Source organism: Arenibacter flavimaris (assembly GCF_030291335.1).
Taxonomy (GTDB): domain Bacteria; phylum Bacteroidota; class Bacteroidia; order Flavobacteriales; family Flavobacteriaceae; genus Arenibacter.
On the sequence record NZ_JASWIM010000030.1, the window covers coordinates 22,557 to 42,331 of the forward strand.

Here is a 19,775-nt window from a genome sequence, read left to right on the forward strand (position 1 = left end):
TATAAGTTTTATTGTCGTTATTTACATATTTTATTTTTTTGCCTTCTACTCAAAGGAATAAACCCATCATGGCAGTCCTTCCCTATTTAACTAGCAGAAAATACAGTGTTCTATTCCTGCCCAACCCTTTGCAAAGCCAACTCCCTTTCGATTTTATACCATTCTTTTAGATATTTTTCGATCCATTTTGGGGTTTTCCCTAATCTGTATTTTAATTGTGCTTCGTATAAAGATTCAGGAAAAACGGCTTGTCCTAAACTTTCTAGGTATCCTAAGTTTTCTTGATTGAAGGTCGTGTTTGAACCATGCATACCAACTACCGTGGGGTTCACAACAGAAAAGCCCCAATACAACTGTTTTGGGCCCGATAATTTCCAGAAATCGTAATTGTCTTGTGTTTCTCCTACCCTTTTGTAGTTCCAAAGCGTTAATCCCTTTAAGTGGTGAGGTTCATTTTTATAAAAACCGCCATGATTGGTCATTTTTGAACCTTCGTACAAATCTACCAAGTTGTTTTTTGGGATATCGGCATGAGAATCCCAGCCTTGTTTTGGTGTTTTTACGCGCCAAATTACAGAACCCGATGTTCTGTGAGACTTAGAGGCACCATGAAACTGACCACTTTCTGTAGCATCGGTAATCAAGCCCGTTAAAACTCTAGAGGACGTAGTGACATTGGTAAGCTTATGACCGCTACTGCCATCTATAAGTAATATAAGAATAGAAGATGCGTAACTATTGTTTAAGGCAACGGCCCCGATTATATTACTAAATCTACAACGACGAACCCATGATGACGCCACCGAATTCATGGAAATTATGGACCATGCATTATCGTGTATAAAATCCTTGTGATGCTCGTATGCTTCTTTAAAATTTGCTTTAAAGTAAATATCTTCCACCCCTACATTTTCTAAAGGGAAATATTGATTTGCTTGCCAATTTTTTGATACCTCAATAGTATTGATCAAGGGATCTTTAAGAGTAATTTTGTTTCCCCTTATGCTTTCTATTTCATGGTTTTCAATAAAGCTTACCCCATTTTCCTTTACTTTCTCCCAATGTGGTCTGATTGGTTTTCCATCTAGGGAGGCTGAAACAGCCTCAAGGTTATATGGCATTTCTAATTGAATATATTTGGCTTTATGGAATAAACCGGCATTTTCAACCTCAATCACAAAATCCCCTTCTTTTGAATATGCAGTGATATTGGTTTTCGACTTATTTTTAGTCTCAGAGACAAATTTAATCAGGTAGTTTACCTGCCACTCCGGTTGGTCGGGGAAACTTTGTAGCATATGGTCTTTCATATGAACAATAGTTCCACCTTTCCCTAAACCGCTTCCTTTTATAATGACATTGGATTCATTTATGGTAATCGGATTCGAAGTAGATGGATTTACATTCACTAAAAACTCGCCTGGTGGAAAAAAAATAATGCCACCTTTATTTTTTTCAGCTTCATGAATGGCTATCTGAATAGCCTCTTGGTCCGATATACTATCATTAGGAATAGCTCCAAAATCTAACACATTATAAACAGTTAGACCGCTATGTTTTTCGGGGATGCAGTCTTTACCAAGTTTATAGCCCGCATAGGAATAATCAAAAAGCAACGGAATTTTTGAGTCGTTTATTTCACCCGTATATTTTTTCCATATAAGCGCTTCTTGAGCAACGGACTGGCCTATGTTAAGTATGAAAGCTATATAATAAGTAATAAAAAGTACTCGCATTGGTATAGATAATTTCACTATTTAAAGACTAATTCATGACGGCGCATACCCTTGACCTAAATGCCTAATTTTGTCATTTTAAATACTCTTGGAAATCCGTCTTTACACTCTAAACTAATGATGGTTTGCGAACCAGAATTATCAATAGCAGTTAAAAAATCGGCCGACAAGGCGCTCCATTTCCCTTCTAAGGTAATGGTCAGAGATACAGGGGTACTGTAATTTCTATATTTATTTGGTTGGTATTCCGGAAAATTCAAATCGGGCTGCACAGCACTGATGGTTATATTTTTATCAGAATCCTTTCTCACCATAATTAATGACGGTTCCGATACTTCTGTCAAATACCCACTATCCAATTTTTTCTTAGCCTCAAAAACGGCGTATGCCGTGGTGTTCGACTTATTGTCCGAAACAATATGAGCTATACTATCGGCTCTAATAATACTATAAGAATCATCAGTCTTAGCCTTTTCCTCAAACTTCTTTTGGTCTTCCTCTTTAAGAAAAGGATAAATAACATATTGATAGTTGGCATTTTTAGGAGCCGATCCATGATCTATCCAAGCAGCAGCATAATCGGCCTCCGTCTCTTTTGCTCCTTTTCCCTTGGCATTCATTCTCCCGGTATTGATCGAGTACTTGTTGTGATAAGAATGTTGATGTTCCTTCTTTAATTGTACGGCGGTATTGGAAAGGATATAATACCCATTTCCGTAAGGATCTACCACCCAATTATTCTTTTTTACATCAGAAGCCAATTCTGTTTTAACCGGAAACTTTGTTATGGTTTTATTAGATGTGTAGAGCGGAATTTTTGGGTCTATTAACAAAGACTGAAAAAGATTGGTCTGTACAGGATTGTTTTCGTCTATACTAGAAATATTGGTTCCTATAGCTATCAACTTGTCACCAAATGAAAATACCGATTTCTTAGCATACAATTTTCCTGGAAATCCCACTTTCGTTTCTGGCCATTCCGAATTAGAGCCTTTACCTTCATTTAAGATCATTCCAAAAACGCCGTTACCGTCCAATTCTGTAGCCCCAACAAAGGTTTCATTGGAACGGAACATTATTAGGGGCATTTTTGGTTCCAATTCTTCAAAAGGCAAGTAAATTACGGTAGCCCCCGGATATCGGTTCCAATCCCAACCTTCTTGTTTAAATCCACTACCAGCTTCGCCTTTTTCGTTCAATAATTGAATAGTTCCGTTGGCAGGGTATCTACCGTACCTGTTTTCATCTACATAGATTTCTGATGCCCATACATATTTGCTATATCCTTTCACAATAGCTGCCCAATCGTTGCGTCTATGGATTGCAGTTGCGGCATAGGGCATGGTATGGTATCCAGAGAGCTGTTCTGGACGTATTCCGTTAACTTCCCTAAAAAGGATACTATTGAGTTTATCTTCTTTTCCCCATAGCCTAAGATAGGCAGCGGCCACCTCCTTATCAATTTTCTCGGTTCCCTCCGGATTTCCAGCATATGCCATTAAAAGATACTCTTCTTTTAAGGATTTAATACTGTTGGCTTCCAAGGGATGTCGTCCTGCATTTCCAAATCCCCAATCGTACAATTGGCTATACGCCCGGGTATTTAAAAAGGCCTTTATAAAATTCTCATGTCCGTCCGTTTTTATTCGAAACCTAGTCCCTGACAAGGTTCTGATTACTTTAGGGACTGTTTTAAAGGCACCATAGCCGTAAGCCGGATAATGCCCATTGTGATGCCATGCCGTACCATCTACCTTAAAGCCCCATTCTTCATTTTGTTGTGCTAGGGTTATAGAGATATAATTAGAATAAGCATGTAATAAGGCTGCTTGCTTTTCCTGGCTATCCATAAGGAAAATCAACATTAAATGATAATAGGATTGTGTGTTTAGGTAATCGATATTTACATGAAAATTACTTTCATCGTCCAAAAGCATTCCTAAGTTAAACAACCAGTGCAAACTTGCGCCAATCTCATTTAACAAACCGTTATCGTATAGCAATTGACGCATGGTAAAAAATGCCTCGGTAATGTCCCTAACGTTATACCCAATATGATGCCTTGTACCGCCAGCGGCACCAGCCACCCAGCCTTGATCTAAAAAGTATTTAGTCCCGGTCAAAAACATTTCCTCAATTTCCTGTTTCTGGGAGGCATCTGCCCTATCGTGAAAATTAGCCAGTTTTTTTAATACTTTCCCCAAATCCGACACATCATTAACCTTTAATGGCCCATGTTGTTTCTCATCATAATACTCCTGCTTTATCATAAAAGTTAAAGGAGGCCCTATTACCGTCTCACCCGTATCCTTTATATTTAATTTTTGAAAATCTTCCCGTAAAGACTTTATATACACCTTGTATTTCTTATCGATCCTTAAATCTGCGTCAATTAATTTTTCGAATTTTTGTAAATCCATCCTCACAGCCATAGAAATTAGGGATACCTCCAAATTCTTAATGCGTTCGTAATTGCTTATCAAAGGCATCCAATGATCACTGCCCAAATTAGTATCTGCCTTAATAAAGGGCACCAAAAGATCTGGGTATTGATGCCTGTCATCCTGGTATTGTGAAAAAACAATGTCGTCTAGAAATAGTTTTCCCTTTTCTGCTGAAGTATTAATTCTAAAATAATCATAATCTACTTCGGCTCCCTTCTCTGGAGCATTTCCTTGCATTTCATAAAAAGGAACCCAAATTCGTCGCCATCCTTTAAAAGACAGCGGAACATCAAACCAAACCGCTACTTTTCCTTCCTTTTCAAAGGAAATAGTTAGGGTATCGTTTTGTGGTGTCTCGTTGTAAAGGGAAATCGCTGTAGTGGGACTAGATGGAAAGTAATTTCCGTACCGTAATGGACTTTCTGCATGTGACAATATCCTAAAATTTGCAGTCCCTAGACTACTTTCGCCTTGCCATTCCCATTTCAATGACGACTTTCCTAACCTCATATGATCAGTACTGATTGCCAAAGTGCTATTATAATTCTGATATAACCCTAATACGTTACTGGACTCAAAAGATTCTATGGCGGGAAGGTTTGTTTGTTGTGAAAAACTTATACCTGCAATTAAAAAAGGGATCATTTTAATCGGTATAAACATACTTATTCTATAAAATATTGATCTCATTAGGGTCATAATATTTTTATATTTCTTATGGGTATGCGTTTGGCTTTTTTGCCAAAACACCCTTACGTTTAATATATTTTCCAATCTTTAAACCAGACACTTTTTGTAAAACTGTTTTGGCCTATAGCATTGCTTTGAAAATTACTTACCAATGCTAAACCACCGACCAACATTTCCTTGGCTATATGCTTCTTAGAAATATTGGCCAATAACTTACCCGTCCTTCTATCATAGATCAAAATATCTACTTTATAGGTATTTGCCTCTGGCCGCAGTTTTACTTTTAGGTTCACTCCAGTAGGCAATGCTTTCATCACATTTTTATTCTTTCGATTGGGGCTTGGCGTTCCAATAAACAAAACCCCATTAGTGCTGACTCCTATATTTAGGCCTTTTCGATGCACTGCATGATCTGAACCTAGGTTATCTGCTCCCAAATTAAATCCGGCCCAATTCTTACTATTCCCGACAAGGTTATCATTATAAAAACCAACCTGAACTTCCATATCAAAGGATCCTTCACTTAACTGAGGCGCTAACAGATGAACTGTTCTATTTTCTTTACTGACCAAACATTCCAATTTCCCATTGGACACCTGCCAATCTTCGAAAGGATAAGGCGTAAACTCTGGCCCTACCCTTGAAGGTGTTGCAGAGCCTGAAAAGTCACTTTTATAGACAATCTTATTTTCTGTCTTCCCTTTACAGCCCAACAAGGTATAAAGCAAGATAATTAAGCATACAAGTGTCCTTTTAAAACTCCAGGCATTCATTGGTCTCGATGTTTTACTTTGATGTTACCGTTTCTGAATCACTTAACTTTTGGAATCGGTTTAACCAAGGGTCCTTTTTATCCTTTAATTGCTTTAAAAGTTGCTTTTTCAACCCGCTTTTCAATTCCGTATCCTTTTCGGCAATATTATGTTTTTGAAAAGGATCGTTTTTATTATCGTATAAAAATTCACGAGCTTGGTTTTGGTCATCCAAGGTGACCACATAAGTATGGGTATGGGTCCTTATTCCACGGTGTCCCGATGCTGGCTGCCCTTCTTCTATATAGTAATACAGGACAGAACTTGGCCTTTTCCCTTCATTTATTAAAATGATGGACGATAGGTCTTGGCCATCTAAATTGGAAGGAATGCCATCTGTAGTACCTAGCATATTTAGGATAGTCGGCATAATATCCGTGGCACCAATAAGCAGATCGTCTTTTTGGCCTCCCTTAATTTTAGCAGGCCATCTAATAATAAAAGGAACGTTTATAGCTTCTTCATACCATACATTTTTTGACATTAAAGCATGGCTACCCATCATTTCGCCATGATCTGAGGTAATGACTACTATAGTGTTATCTTCCAATCCCTCTTCTTTCAAGGCCTTTAACACTCTCCCTATTTGGTCGTCTACACCCGTCACCATAGCATAATAATTACGGATATGTTCCTTGGCCAATTCAGTTCTCTTCCTGGTTGCTCCCTTATGGAATGCCAATTCTTGGGCCTCGCTATCCAAATCTAGATTCCCCCTATTGAGCAATTCCTCCAAGGATTTGTCCTTATAGGGTGCTATATATTTTTCAGGGACATATTGATATGGGGGATGGGGTGGATTTACCGACCAAAAAAGAGCAAATGGCTTGTCTTTAGTCCTTGTTTTCTCGGAGGGGTTTTTAATATAATCGATGATCACATCTGCTTCGTGCTTAGCAGACCATTCGTTGATATACGTCAGTTCATCCTCCGCAGCATCGTTGATCCAATAATGAGGTGTGTTGTGCTCATCAAAAGTGCCATAAGCATACCAAAAATTAAACCCATGCCGAAATTCCTTAGGGGTATAAGCATCCCATAACACCGTATCCTTATCCGCAATAGGCGGTGGGGAGGTTAAATGTAATTTCCCCACATAACCTGCGTCATAACCGTTCTTCACCAAAACATCGGAAAAACTAATATCGTCTTTTTGCCACGAATTATTGTACTTATATCTTCTGGAATTACTATTGGTAAGTACCAAATTATTGTAAGGTAATTTCCCTGTCATTAACATAGCTCGATATGGACTACAGAGTGGAAAATTACTGATGGCATTGGTAATCACCATTCCTTCTTTTGCCAACTGATCAATATTAGGAGTAATTACTGGATCTTCATTGCTCATTCCAAGTGCAGAATTCCGTAATTGATCTGGAAAAATAAACAAAAGATTTGGTGTCACTTTTTGTTCACTCTTTTGTTCTGGCCGACAGGATGTCACCTCAGCAAGCACGCAAACCAATAGGATGCAATACCGTGATAAAAATGGCAAATTCATAAAAACTATTTTTTTGACTTCATTTTCATTAATCTATCCAAAGCTTCGATATAATAATAGTCTGCATAGATCAAAGCTACATCAATTTCATGTCCTAAAGATTTTGCACCTGTAGAATGAAGCAAAAAGGAATCGGTTTTACCTACGCCCGAATACTTTTCAGAACTTAAAGAAGCCAACATTTTTAGGGCTGAATTGTAATACTTCTTTTGCAATGCCCCGTCTTCCATATATGTGCTAAGCTCTAGCAAACTAGAAGCAACAACCGCCGCGGCAGAGGCGTCCCTATCATCATCCTTTGATGTGTCAATATCAAAATCCCAATGGGGAATGTAATCTTCTGGAAGAAGTCTTAAATACCTATCGGTTATCTTTTTTGCAAAATCCAAAAACTTTTTGTCATTTGTTTCCCTATACATCAAGGTATAGCCATAAATACCCCATGCCTGGCCTCTAGACCAACGGCTGTCATCGTGCAGACCTTGTTTGGTATGTCTATTGAGAACCTGCCCGTTAATGGAATCGTATTCTATAACATGCCATGAGGTATAATCTTCTCTAAAATGATTTTTCATGGTAGTTTCTGCATGTTTCACGGCGATATCATAATGACTTTTATCTCCACCATTTTTAGCAGACCAGAACAACAACTCCAAATTTAACATGTTATCTATAATGGTGATATGTTGTTGCCAGCGAGGGTGCATTTTATTGGACCAGGACCTAATAGTTCCTACAGCAGGATTATACCTACTGGCCAAAGATCTGGCCGAAGTCAACAGTATGTCCTTATACTCCTTTTTATCACTTAAAATATAGCCATTACCGTAGGCTGGGAACATCATAAATCCAATATCGTGATGTTCGGTAATGGTCTTAAAATCTTCAAAAACTTCGGTTCTCCTTATTGCCTCCTCTTTCCATTTTTCATCTTTGGTAATGTCATACATATACCACAAAATACCAGGATAAAATCCCGAAGTCCACACCAACCTTCCATTCGGTATTTCTTTCCATTCGGTGTCGTTTGTCTCTATTAGTCTAGGGTGTTTGGAAAGGTCGGTTAACTTTGGAACGGCTATTTCCAATTGTGACTCTACATCCGCTATGGCCCTGTCGAGGTTAAAATCAGGTTCTGATATTACAATTTTCTGTGCAAGGCCCTTATTATTTGGGGAATTCTTACATGATATCAAACTAAAAATCAATATAACAAAAAATGCTCTCATAATTATATTTGGTTTTGCACCTATTTTCTAAAGATTATTTCTATTTAAATTAATATGGAGTACGACTTTTCTGCCCTACTTCCTTAAACTAAGGGCTCTAGTCAACTCGGATCAGGCAATCCCTTCAGAATAGTTGCCCCACTTGTGTCTGTTATATCGGAACGGTCTTTGATCAACTTTGTTGAACTTGTTCATAACAACATTAGGTTGGTTGGCACAATTAATAGATTTTCTATCTTGGTCCTTAATCTTAATATGGGCCCCGGACGCACCTGAACTCTTGACCAATTGTATGCCGCGCATACTTCCATGCTGTGTATCTTCAACCATAAAAATGGGTCAAAATGCTTATAAATTACACGAGATACCGTTGCAGTATGGCCGCTCTTTTACGTTGAACCATTCTCTACATTTATCAACCATTCCTTTGCACCGCATAAACGGCCAGAACAACATCGGCAATTATTAATGATCCCAAGGTTATCTCTTGTGATTCTCTATTCCTAAAAAGGACAATAGCAATAATGCAAAATTATCACAAAGAAATATAGCCTTTAATAAATCGTTTTATACTAATATAAGCTTAGATATTTGACCAAATATGTCTTCAAAAATTACTTCAATGATATCAAAACTACAGCGCCACCTGTTCATTTTAAGTGTGGGATTTTGTTCAATTAGTGCTATCACACGCTATATTCATTACTTTTTAGGCTACGCTATATAATATCCCACTCGATAAATGATTATACACTAAATAGGAAATCAATTAGTATTAATTATTGACTACTCAGTCACGGTAATAGTCAATTCCTTAACCGTTTTTTGACTTCCGTAAATGGTCGTATTAGTCCCTACCAAGGTTACAGTGTACTTACCTGGCGTCTCATAGACATACTTAAAAGAGTCCAGTTTTTCAGAAAATGATTTTAAAGGTATTCCTTTGTCCGGATTCACTTGGGTTAAATTTATTGAATTAGTAACCAACCAATCTTCGTTAACATAATCCGAAGGTCCACCTCTAAACCTCCAAACGTCATTACTCGAATCGAAGTACCATTTTCCTGTATTCCAAGACTCTACTACGCCTTCTACGTCTACTGGCAAGAATCCTGGTGCATCTGTTGTGGCTACTGTCAACGGAGCCGGAGCATCCTCGGTAGACAATACAATATTGAAATCGGCGATACGCCATTCGGGCTGCCTGTGACCGTTCCCTTTATGATCTTCTGCGTAAAACTTAAGAGCAAAGTAGATCGGGCTCCCCGTAGCCAAATCCGTAATATCCGCTTCTCCAGATTCTGTCCAAGCAAAATCATAGGCCGTCGCGATATTGAAGCGATCGGAAATATCCATCCATGTAGCGTTTGCTATTCCCTCGGGTGTTCCAGAACCATCGTAGTCTGCAGATGCCATTACGGATAAGGTACCCGTGGCATTATTGTTTAGTCCATATTTTTGTGCATTTTTAAAAGACATTGAAACCATTCCTTCTGCCTCGGTTCTGTCCCTGAATTTGTATTTATGCCCAAAATCTCCGGCATAGAATTGTAGAAAATTAGGAGCGTTATCGACTCTAAATTCTACTGGCTCCCCGACTTTTGCCGTAGTGGTTTCTGGTGTTACCGTAAAATTAGGCACTGTAACTTCTTCAAAGTCCTCACATCCTTGAAAAACGAAGGCGAAGAGCAGTAAGGCTGACATTATATTTATTGATTTTCTCATTGTCGTATTTTTTATTTTTTTATCAAGATGGCTATCTCTTTTACCAACCTGGATTTTGTTTTACCAAATCATTAGCTCCTATCTCCTGTTCTGGAATTGGCAACAATTGGTGCTTAGAATCTACGTAGTTATTGTAACCATCTAAATAATAGTTTTCCATGGTGTTTGTCCTTGTTGCTGGATTTCCGGTTCCATAGATTGGCCAATCTGTATTTTCACTACCATTTGCAGCTTGTAATGCAGCCTTCGTTTCATTTACTTTTTCCTCCAATATCCCCCATCGGATTAAATCGTACTTACGAAGTCCTTCAAAACACAGTTCCAAACGGCGTTCTTCCTGAATTAATGCTTCTGTAATTGGGCCAACCAATGGTGTAGCCTTTGCCCTGTTCCTTACTTGGTTTACGGCATCCAATGCCGCTACGGATCCCGGATTCAGTTTATTTTCAGCTTCGGCATACATTAATAGCACGTCGGAAAATCTCAAGACAGGAAAATGATGTGGTCCGTAACTACCGGTACCTCCGCTTTCTAGAAACCTACGATATTTTGAAGCTGGATAGGCAATTTGGTTGAACTGTGTTCTAAACTCACAATTGTTGTTGTTTGGCACATAGTAAGGAGAAACATTCCAAAGACCTCTTTCATCGGAAGGGTCGTTTCTATAAGCATCTGTCAATGTTATAGCGGCAGAAATTAAACCATACCCTCTGTTATTACAAGAGCCATCGTCAACCCTCATTCCAATCGTGGATCCGAGTTTATTAGATTGGTTCTGGTCTTGATTACCGAAGTAAAATCCGATTTGAAACAATACTTCTTTAGTGTCGTACTGTTCTGTTGCCAATTTATTAAAAATATCCTCATAGCTAGGGTTCAACTCCTGATAGCCATTCTCCATTACTTTTTTGGCCCAATCCCTTGCTTTTGTATAATAGTCACCATCATTGGTAAAGGGAGCTCCCGCCCTGAACAAATTCACTCTTGCCAACAAGGCTTGTGCGGCATCTTTACTAGCCCTCCCTGCCGTAGCTTCCTGAATCCTCGGTAAATTTTGCTCGGCATATTCCAAATCGGCAATGATTTGCGCATACACATCTACCCCTTTTGTTCTTGGCAATAATTGTTTTAGTGTGTTTTCAGTTGGCAATGGTATTCCTTCTACTCCTCCAAAGTTCTTTTGTAGTTCAAATAGCAGATAGGATCTTAAAAAACGTGCTTCGGCCTCAAAAACAGCCTTGGAGGTTTCGCTGATGCCCGTTGAGTTTTCCAACTCGGCCAACATGATATTCGCCGCATATACCCCTTCATATAATAAGGTCCAACTATCTAAAATCTGCACATTGTTACTCGCAAAGCTATTCTCTAAAAAGAATCGGTTTACACTTCTATTCTCAAATCCCTCATCTGTTACTGCACTCGGATACATAGCATTTAGGATAGATTCCCTATAAGCGGCAACAAACCTACTATAAACACCGGAAAGTCCGGCTAAGGCTCCTGCATCATTTTGGTAAAGAGTAGCGGATCCTATACCATCCTCTGGTAATATATCTAGTTGATTGTCACAACTTGGAAGAAATATTAGACTATATAGAGCGAATAATAATATTTTTGATTTCATGTGTCTTTTTTTAAAATGTTATATTTAATCCTAGGCTTAAAGTTCTACTCACGGGATATGAAGAATAATCAACTCCAGGCATAATAGCAGATCCATTAACCGAAACATCTGGATCAAAACCACTATAATCAGTCCAGGTAAACAAGTTCTGCCCAGAAATAAAAATCGATAAGCTATTCAGCTGTAGTTTATCCAAAACTTTTTTAGAAAAGGCATATGATAGGTTCACCGTTTTTAAACGAATATAAGATCCATCTTCAATGACTCTAGAAGAGACATCTTCAAATCCTCTACCCTGAGCTCTGAACATATCGGTATCCTGATTGGTCGGTGTCCATCTATGCTTCACAGTGGCATATTGATTTTGGGCGCTATGCGTCATTTCTTCAAAAATCAACCTATTCGCATTCAATACATCATTACCATAAGACCATTGAAAAAAGGCACTTAATTCCAATCCTTTATAAGAAAACGTATTTCCCAGACCACCAAAATGCTCTGGCAATCCATTGCCTATTATTGTTTTATCATCGGGAGTTATTTTGCCATCCCCATTTAGATCTTTATATTTTTCATCTCCAGGCTGACGTACAGGGGAACCGCCATCATAATCTGGCTGTCCTGCAATTAAGGTGTGTGATGCATCGTCCTCATTATAATTCTCAAAGTCTTCGGGTTGGTATACCCCATCCGAAATATAACCGAACATATTCCCCAATGGCTTTCCTTCTTCAACAATATATTGGTTGGAAGCATACCTCCAATAATAATTAGGGTTTCCAAATATTGGCTTCCTTTCAGGCAAGGACAACACTTTATTCTGGTTAAAAGAGATATTAAAATCCGTTGTCCATCTAAAGTTCTTAGAATTAATATTGATGGTACTAAGAGCCAACTCCAAACCTCTGTTTCTTACGGTACCACTATTCTTCCAAACGCTGCTAATTCCTAAGGAAGGTGGTGTATCCGCATTAATTAACAAATCGTCGGTTGTCTTTTCATAGACTTCGGCGGTTATTGCGATCCGACCGTCAAATAAACCTAGATCCACTCCCGCATTATATTGTGAAGTAGTCTCCCATTCTATATTGGGATTAGCACCGCTTGAAGTAGGTCGTTGTCCTAAAACCTCTGATCCATTTAAAAAATAGGACGCCAAATTGGAGGTAAACAAGTCGAACCTTGCATCTCCGGGAATTCTATCGTTCCCAGTTTTTCCATATCCTCCTTTAAACTTAAGCTGAGAAATAACACCGATATTTTTGATAAATTCCTCTTCCTCCGCCTTCCAAGAAAGTGCTAATGAAGGGAAATACCCAATATTATGTCCAGGTCCAAATTTGGAAGATCCATCTCGTCTTATGGAAGCCGTTAATAAATATTTGTTGTCATAAGCATAGGTCAATCTGCCTAAAAGCGATTGTATTCTTTCTTCGGAACTTCCTATCAAATCATCGGTACTAGACAAGGTACCCTCATCCATTGCGTTGATTCCCTGGCTTTCGGCATATTTAGGAATTTGTATGGAACGTACAAAAGTTCTAGTAATTTTTCTACTGTTAAGTGAGCTACCTACCAATACGTTTAAGTTGTGTTTCCCAAAGGAATTGCGATATGTCAAGGTATTGATATTAGACAATGTCTTGTAATTCTGGTAATCCATAGTTCCGTTAATTCCATTAATAGGGTTTATTAACCTTCCATAAACAGTATTACTATTATTAAAAACTCCTGTTTGTCTAAAATCTCCATTATAACTGCCTTTGGTCTCAAAATCAAAGTTGCGGGTTATTCTATATTTTATAGAAAGATTGGCAATAAATTGATTTGTTTCCCTTCTTCGATATTCATTATTTAAAGACACTATTGGGTGCCAATTGAAAATGTTATTTACATCGAACTCTTCAGGATTAATCCCGTACAAAGGATTGCTATCCCCATAGTCCTTATATTTGCTTACCACATTTGGATAAGTTATAAGGTTTCTCATAAACGAATAAGAAGAAGTTCCTTCGGTATCGAGCCCCAACCTTTCAGTATTGGCATATATAGTGTTTAAGTTAATATCTAGCTTATTATTTACCTTATGCCTAAGGTTTAATCTACCATTAAACTTGTTAAATTGGGTTTTTAGTAAAGTTCCTTCATCTTTCACAATATTTACCGATGCATCAAGTTTTGTAGCTTCATTTCCACTGGCCACCTTCAAAGTATGTGATTTGGTATAAGCCGTTTTAAACGCTTCATCCTGCCAATTGGCAGTTGGGGCGCTCAGATAATCATCCACTCCACCAAGAACGGTGCCGTTATCATCCACGAAAAACTTTTCAGAAGCTGATGCCTGATTGATCTCACTGGCCAATTTTACAAATTCATAAGCATCCAACACCTCCAATTTATTGGCAACGTTTTTCACATCCAACCTAGTCTCGAAAGAGATTCTCGTTTTCCCAGATTTTGCCTGTTTTGTAGTTATCAGTACCACTCCATTAGCACCCCTTGCACCATATATAGCGGTTGCTGATGCATCTTTAAGGATATCAATACTTTGAATATCGGTTGGGTTTAAAATTCCGGGATTGAAACCTTCAATAATAAAACCATCCAACACGTACAGCGGTGAATTGTCTCCATTAATTGTATTTCCCCCTCTAATAGTTATCTGAAGTCCGGCTCCGGGTTCTCCTGTATCCGATCCAACCTGTACCCCTGTAACCCTACCTGCCAAAGCTTGATCAAAGTTTGCCACCGGAGCTTCGGTTAGCTTGTCCATTTGTACCGACGCCACCGAACCAGTTAAATCCTTTTTCCGAACGGTCCCGAAACCTACCACGACCACATCGTCCAATTGTTGAAAATCCGGCTCTAACCCAACATTATAGGTCAAATTACCACCTTCAACGAGGATAACCTTTGTTTTGTAACCTACATAACTTATTGTTAAAGAAGCTCCCTGATTAACCTGAATGATATAGTTGCCATCAAAATCCGAAGTTACTCCGTTTTTAATTCCCGTCTCCATTATAGTGGCTCCCGGTAGTGGAATCCCCGTCTCATCGAAAATTACCCCCTGAATCGTTTTTACTTGTGCATTAGCAGAGAAGCTTGACAAAGCTCCCAATAGGAGCATAATAAAAACGAACTGATCGCTTTTTCTTTTCTTTAAAAAAAGTGCTAAATGGTTTTTCATCTTTATTTTGGTTTGATTTTAGTTTTTAAATCTAGGGTTAAAATTAGGGCCTCTATTGAAGAAAAAAAGGGGGTTTTGGGTTCAATTCGAGGGGGGATACTGTTCAATTGGCAGCAAAACGTTGAATATAAAAATCATATATTACTGTTAATATAACTTTAAGAAGTTTCATCAACATTTAAACTTGCTAAACGACCTAAGCTCAAAATTAGTAATACAACAATAATAGACAGGAAGCATTCTCAAACCTAGTTTGCTTTTATTATTGACCTCTTTTTTGCATAAGTAACAGGATCGGTATCCCATTAGTAGATTAATGAATATAGTCAGTTGGCCAACTGACGAAGAACAGAAAGTCCAAAATAAATCATTATAATTTCTTTGAAGTTGGAGGGGAACCAAGCACCTAACGAACTAGTAGTAATAAAAACATTTTAGCCTAATTGTGGAACCAAAAATAGCAGTCTAATCTAGGCAGGTAAAAGTTTATTTTTTTATATTAACATTTAGTTTTTCTTAACTCAAAAATGACAGAGAACTTAATTCTCAACAATAAACTAGAAAAAAGTTAACATCCAATTACGATACTTACTATTCATTTGTTTATTTTTCAATTATCTGCCCACTATAATTTGACCGGTATTCCGAAGGCAATTCATTAAATACGTTTTGAAACGATTTCCTAAAATGCTTTAAATCATTGAATCCTAGATCGAAAGCAATTTCCGAAATATTCAATTGCGATTGTAGTATGAGCTGACCCGCTCTTTTTATCTTCACAGTCTTAATAAATTCTGAAATAGACTGATTCGTAAGGGCCTTAAGTTTCCTGTACAGAGCAGAGCGACTCATATTCATTTCAAATATAAAGTCATTGATCGTAAACTCCTGATTTGAAATATTTTCCTCGACCAAATTAATGGCCTTTTGTAAGAATAGTTCGTCGGCAGAGGTCGCTGTCAGTTCCTTTGGTTCTAAAATAATGTCTTTTTTGAATTTTTCAATTAGGAGCTTTCTGGAGTTCAGCATATTATTTACTCGCAACTCGAGTAAGCTGGCAACAAAAGGTTTTGTGATATAAGCATCGGCGCCGGTTGTAAAGCCGGATTTTTGCGCCTCTTCGGAGGTTTTAGCCGTTAACAAAAGTACCGGGATGTGACTGGTTACAATATTTGACTTAATCCTACTACACAATTCTATCCCATCCATGGTGGGCATCATTACATCACTAATTATTAAATCTACCTTTTGCTTACTCGCTATTTCAATAGCGTTGGCACCATTTTCAGCCTCCAAGATATTATAATTCCTCTCAAAAATGGTTTTAATGAACGACCGCACTTCCTTGTTATCCTCTACTAAAAGAATACTTGGCTTAGGGGTATCAGAAGTCATTAATTCTACTTCCTTCTCTACATCATCTTTGATCTTGTCGTCGATCAAAATATTTGGTTTAATAAAGTAATGAGAACATACAGCCAATTCTCCTTCTGTACCGGATATAATTTGATCTTCGCTCAAATGATCTTTCCCCATAGGCAACAATACCACAAAAGCCGTTCCCTGACCCACTTTGCTTTTGGCTTTAATAGTCCCATGATGAAGCTCTACAAGGCTTTTTGTTATTGCAAGGCCTATTCCCGTCCCAGAGCGGTTATTTTCATCCTGCCCTAACTGAAAAAATCGATCAAAAATAAACTTCTGATTTCTTTTAGAAATCCCTTTCCCGCTATCCTCTACTACCAACCTTAAAAATTCAGCCGGAGTACCTTTGCTTTTTCTTTTTGTAACAATGGTTAAGGTTATGGATATCCTTCCTTTATCCGGGGTAAACTTAAACGCGTTGGACAAGAGATTAAAAATTATTTTATTTAAATTTATTTTATCGAAAAACAGCTCAATAGAGCCGGAAATTGGTTGAAAAGAATAATCAATTTCCCTAATTCTAGCCAATTCTTCAAAAGATAGTTTAATATTTTCGATAAATGGAACAATATTGTCTTTAGTCGCCTGCAGCTGAATTTTCCCAGATTCACTTTTTCTAAAATCCAGTAATTGATTGATTAACTGCAACAAAACGCTGGCGTTTCTATGCATTACTTCATGCTGTCTTTGCACAAAGGAATCCCCCGATTTTTTTGTTAACAGTCGCTCTAAGGGTCCAATAATTAAAGTTAAGGGTGTTCTAAAATCGTGAGAGATATTTGTAAACAACCTCAATTTCATTTGATTTATTTCTTCTATCCGCTCTTTCTCAAGGCGCTCTTGTTTTAATGCGTTTTTCTCCTGTATTCTAATCAGGGCAAATCTTCTTATAATTACAACAACACCAGCTATGAACAAGAAATAAACCAAATAGGCCCACCATGTAGCCCATGGAGCAGATAATACTTTGATTTTTACAGAGGCTCCCTTTTCGTTCCATAAGCCATCGCTATTACTGGCCTTTACTCTAAAGACGTAATCTCCAGAATCTAAGTTGGTATAGGTTGCAGATCTCTTATTCCCAATATAAATCCACTCCTCATCAAATCCTTCTAATTTATAAGCATATTGGTTTTTATTTGGTTGAGAAAAACTGAGGGCAACAAAATTGAAATTAAAATCATTTTGATTATAATTGAGCTTAATCGATTTTGGCATAAAGTCTCCTACCACAAATGGTTTATTATTAACCTGCATTGCAGTAATGTTCACCGGTGGTACAAAGGTATTTTCGACCAGATCGTCTGGATTAAAGTAATTAAATCCGTTAGTACCTCCAAACACAAGATCTTTGTTCGCTAATTTCGTATATGAGCCATAGTTAAATTCGTTTCCTAAAAGACCATCAGAAATATCAAAATTTTTAAACTGAAAAGATGTTAAATCCAATCTGCTTAGACCGTTATTGGTACTCAACCATAAATAGTTCAGATCATCGGGCAGTATTCCGTAGACAACCTCATTGGGCAATCCGTTTGTAAGTCCGTATTTAACGCTACTTTTTGTTCTGCTAACGTAATAGTACAATCCATCTCCCTCAGTACCTATCCAAAGGTTTTGTTTTGGATCTTCATAAACACTAAGAACAGCATTCATATTATAAATGTCTTGCTCATCCTTCTTATATGTGACCCGTTCTATCGTTCGATTAAGAAGATTTACTTTTGCCAAGCCTTTACTACCACCGACCAGCAGCACATTATTATCTGAGGTTTCAACAATAGTGTAAATAATGGTCCCTAAGACTCCTTTGGAATCTGCCAGCTTTTGGAAGGACTTCTTTTCCTTGTCCCAAACATTTAACCCTCCGCCCGAGGTACCTATCCAAATATTACCCTGGTAATCTTCGAAGAGGGATATCACCCTATTATTACTTAAACTAGTACTATCACCGGGTATATTTTTAAATTTTACAAATTTGAAAGGTTTCTTATTTGGATTCAAATAATTGAGCCCGCCGTCGTGAGTACCGATCCAGAAATTCCCATCATTGGTGCGGATCATCGATTTAACATTATCCGTACTTAGGCTATTGGGATTATTTTTATTATTGGTATAATATGTGAAAGATCCGGTTTTCCTATTCAAGAAATTGACCCCTCCGCCTTCGGTAGCTATCCATAAATTTTGTGCATCATCTTCAATGATTGAACTAATTACTTTGTAATTTAGTTTAGTATTATTGGCTCCAGAAGAAATACCCTTAAAGAGATCGTAACTCCGGTCATAATAATTTACACCCCCAGCATAGGTTCCTATCCATAGATCTCCTTTAGTATCCTCTAAAATTTTATAAATAGAATTCTGACTTAAACTAGAAAGGACATTCTCGTCGTGCACATAATGTGTGATTACGCTTAAATCTGTATTAACAACATAAAGTCCATTATAGGTACCTACCCATAAATTTCCTAAATAGTCTTGTTCCAAACTTCTAATTTCCTCCGTGATTTGGTTTATTCCAGTAGAGACTATGGAAAAAGTCTCAAACCTCTCGTGTTCCTTATTAAAAAGAGAAAGCCCATTACTGTCCCCAAGCCATATGTTTCTGTTTTGATCTTCACAAAGCACCGGAGCATATTTCCTAACAATTTCAGTTTCCCCTACCTTGGGATAATAATAATGTTTAAAACGCTTGGTTTCCGGGTTGTAAACGTCAATATTCTTCGTGTTACATATCCATAGTATACCATCGCCTGTTATCAATAAAGATCTTATTTCATTATGTAGGATTCCATTGGGATCGTTTATATCGGCTTGGAAAAGAATGGATTCCCCACTAATTATTTTATATTTTAATAGCCCTTTGTTCGTTCCAACCCATAAATTTTCTTTGTCATCAGAAACAATGTCCCATATCTCGTTATTGGCACCATTGGTATTATCATTAGCAAAGTATATTCTATCGAACCGGTCATCCTCTGTTAGATATCTGTTTAAGCCATAATTCGTTCCTACCCAAAGGGTTCCTTGCTCATCTTGTAATAAGGTTTTTATATAACTATTGCTAATGCTATATGGGTCCATCGAATTATGCCTAAAGGTTTTGAAAGAATGGCCATCGTACTTATTCAGGCCATCCCTAGTCCCAAACCACAAAAAACCTTTATTATCCTGCAAAATCTCCAAAACGGAACTTTGTGACAAGCCTTCAGCAATGGAAAAGTGTTTAAATTTCAATGTCTTATTGTCTCTGTTCTCAGCTTGACCGTATAGGGTAAAAATGATTAAACTAAAAAAAAGAATTAATAAGTAAACTTTGAACTTCATTGGGCAGGTATTTTAAATTCAAAAAATATTGACTGGTTACATTCAAGACACTTAATCTGGTATAGG

10 protein-coding genes are annotated in these 19,775 nt (G+C 37.6%); all 10 read right to left on the reverse strand.

Annotation, left to right across the window (positions count from 1 at the left end; all coding sequences use genetic code 11):
- Positions 1–110 precede the first annotated feature (110 nt).
- The 10 genes from QSE00_RS19125 to QSE00_RS19170 all read right to left on the reverse strand — a co-directional run bounded on the left by QSE00_RS19125 (position 111) and on the right by QSE00_RS19170 (position 19,709).
- Positions 111–1,736, reverse strand: coding sequence for a DUF4955 domain-containing protein (locus QSE00_RS19125; RefSeq protein WP_286107102.1), 1,626 nt, complete (start codon positions 1,734–1,736; stop codon positions 111–113).
- A 56-nt stretch (positions 1,737–1,792) separates the two neighbouring features.
- Positions 1,793–4,870 carry a chondroitinase family polysaccharide lyase gene (locus QSE00_RS19130; protein ID WP_286107103.1) on the reverse strand — a complete coding sequence of 1,026 codons (3,078 nt, stop codon included), beginning with the start codon at positions 4,868–4,870 and terminating at the stop codon, positions 1,793–1,795.
- Positions 4,871–4,938: 68 nt separating this feature from the next.
- Complete coding sequence (locus tag QSE00_RS19135; RefSeq protein ID WP_286107104.1) at positions 4,939–5,643, reverse strand: hypothetical protein; 705 nt, start codon at positions 5,641–5,643, stop codon at positions 4,939–4,941.
- 13 nt (positions 5,644–5,656) lie between these two features.
- Complete coding sequence (locus QSE00_RS19140; protein ID WP_286107105.1) at positions 5,657–7,186, reverse strand: sulfatase family protein; 1,530 nt, start codon at positions 7,184–7,186, stop codon at positions 5,657–5,659.
- Between the two features lie 5 nt (positions 7,187–7,191).
- Positions 7,192–8,415: a glycoside hydrolase family protein gene (locus QSE00_RS19145; protein ID WP_286107106.1), complete on the reverse strand. Its 1,224-nt coding sequence runs from the start codon at positions 8,413–8,415 to the stop codon at positions 7,192–7,194.
- 111 nt (positions 8,416–8,526) lie between these two features.
- The gene (locus QSE00_RS19150) at positions 8,527–8,745 is read right to left on the reverse strand and encodes a hypothetical protein (protein WP_286107107.1); all 219 of its coding nucleotides are present in this window, start codon (positions 8,743–8,745) and stop codon (positions 8,527–8,529) included.
- A 456-nt stretch (positions 8,746–9,201) separates the two neighbouring features.
- Positions 9,202–10,140: a DUF5017 domain-containing protein gene (locus QSE00_RS19155; RefSeq protein WP_286107108.1), complete on the reverse strand. Its 939-nt coding sequence runs from the start codon at positions 10,138–10,140 to the stop codon at positions 9,202–9,204.
- Positions 10,141–10,180: 40 nt separating this feature from the next.
- Positions 10,181–11,764 (reverse strand): RagB/SusD family nutrient uptake outer membrane protein, encoded by a 1,584-nt coding sequence (locus QSE00_RS19160; protein ID WP_286107109.1) that lies wholly within the window; start codon positions 11,762–11,764, stop codon positions 10,181–10,183.
- A gap of 10 nt (positions 11,765–11,774) precedes the next feature.
- Positions 11,775–14,954, reverse strand: coding sequence for a SusC/RagA family TonB-linked outer membrane protein (locus tag QSE00_RS19165; RefSeq protein WP_286107110.1), 3,180 nt, complete (start codon positions 14,952–14,954; stop codon positions 11,775–11,777).
- A gap of 603 nt (positions 14,955–15,557) precedes the next feature.
- Positions 15,558–19,709 carry a hybrid sensor histidine kinase/response regulator transcription factor gene (locus QSE00_RS19170; RefSeq protein ID WP_286107111.1) on the reverse strand — a complete coding sequence of 1,384 codons (4,152 nt, stop codon included), beginning with the start codon at positions 19,707–19,709 and terminating at the stop codon, positions 15,558–15,560.
- Positions 19,710–19,775 lie beyond the last annotated feature (66 nt).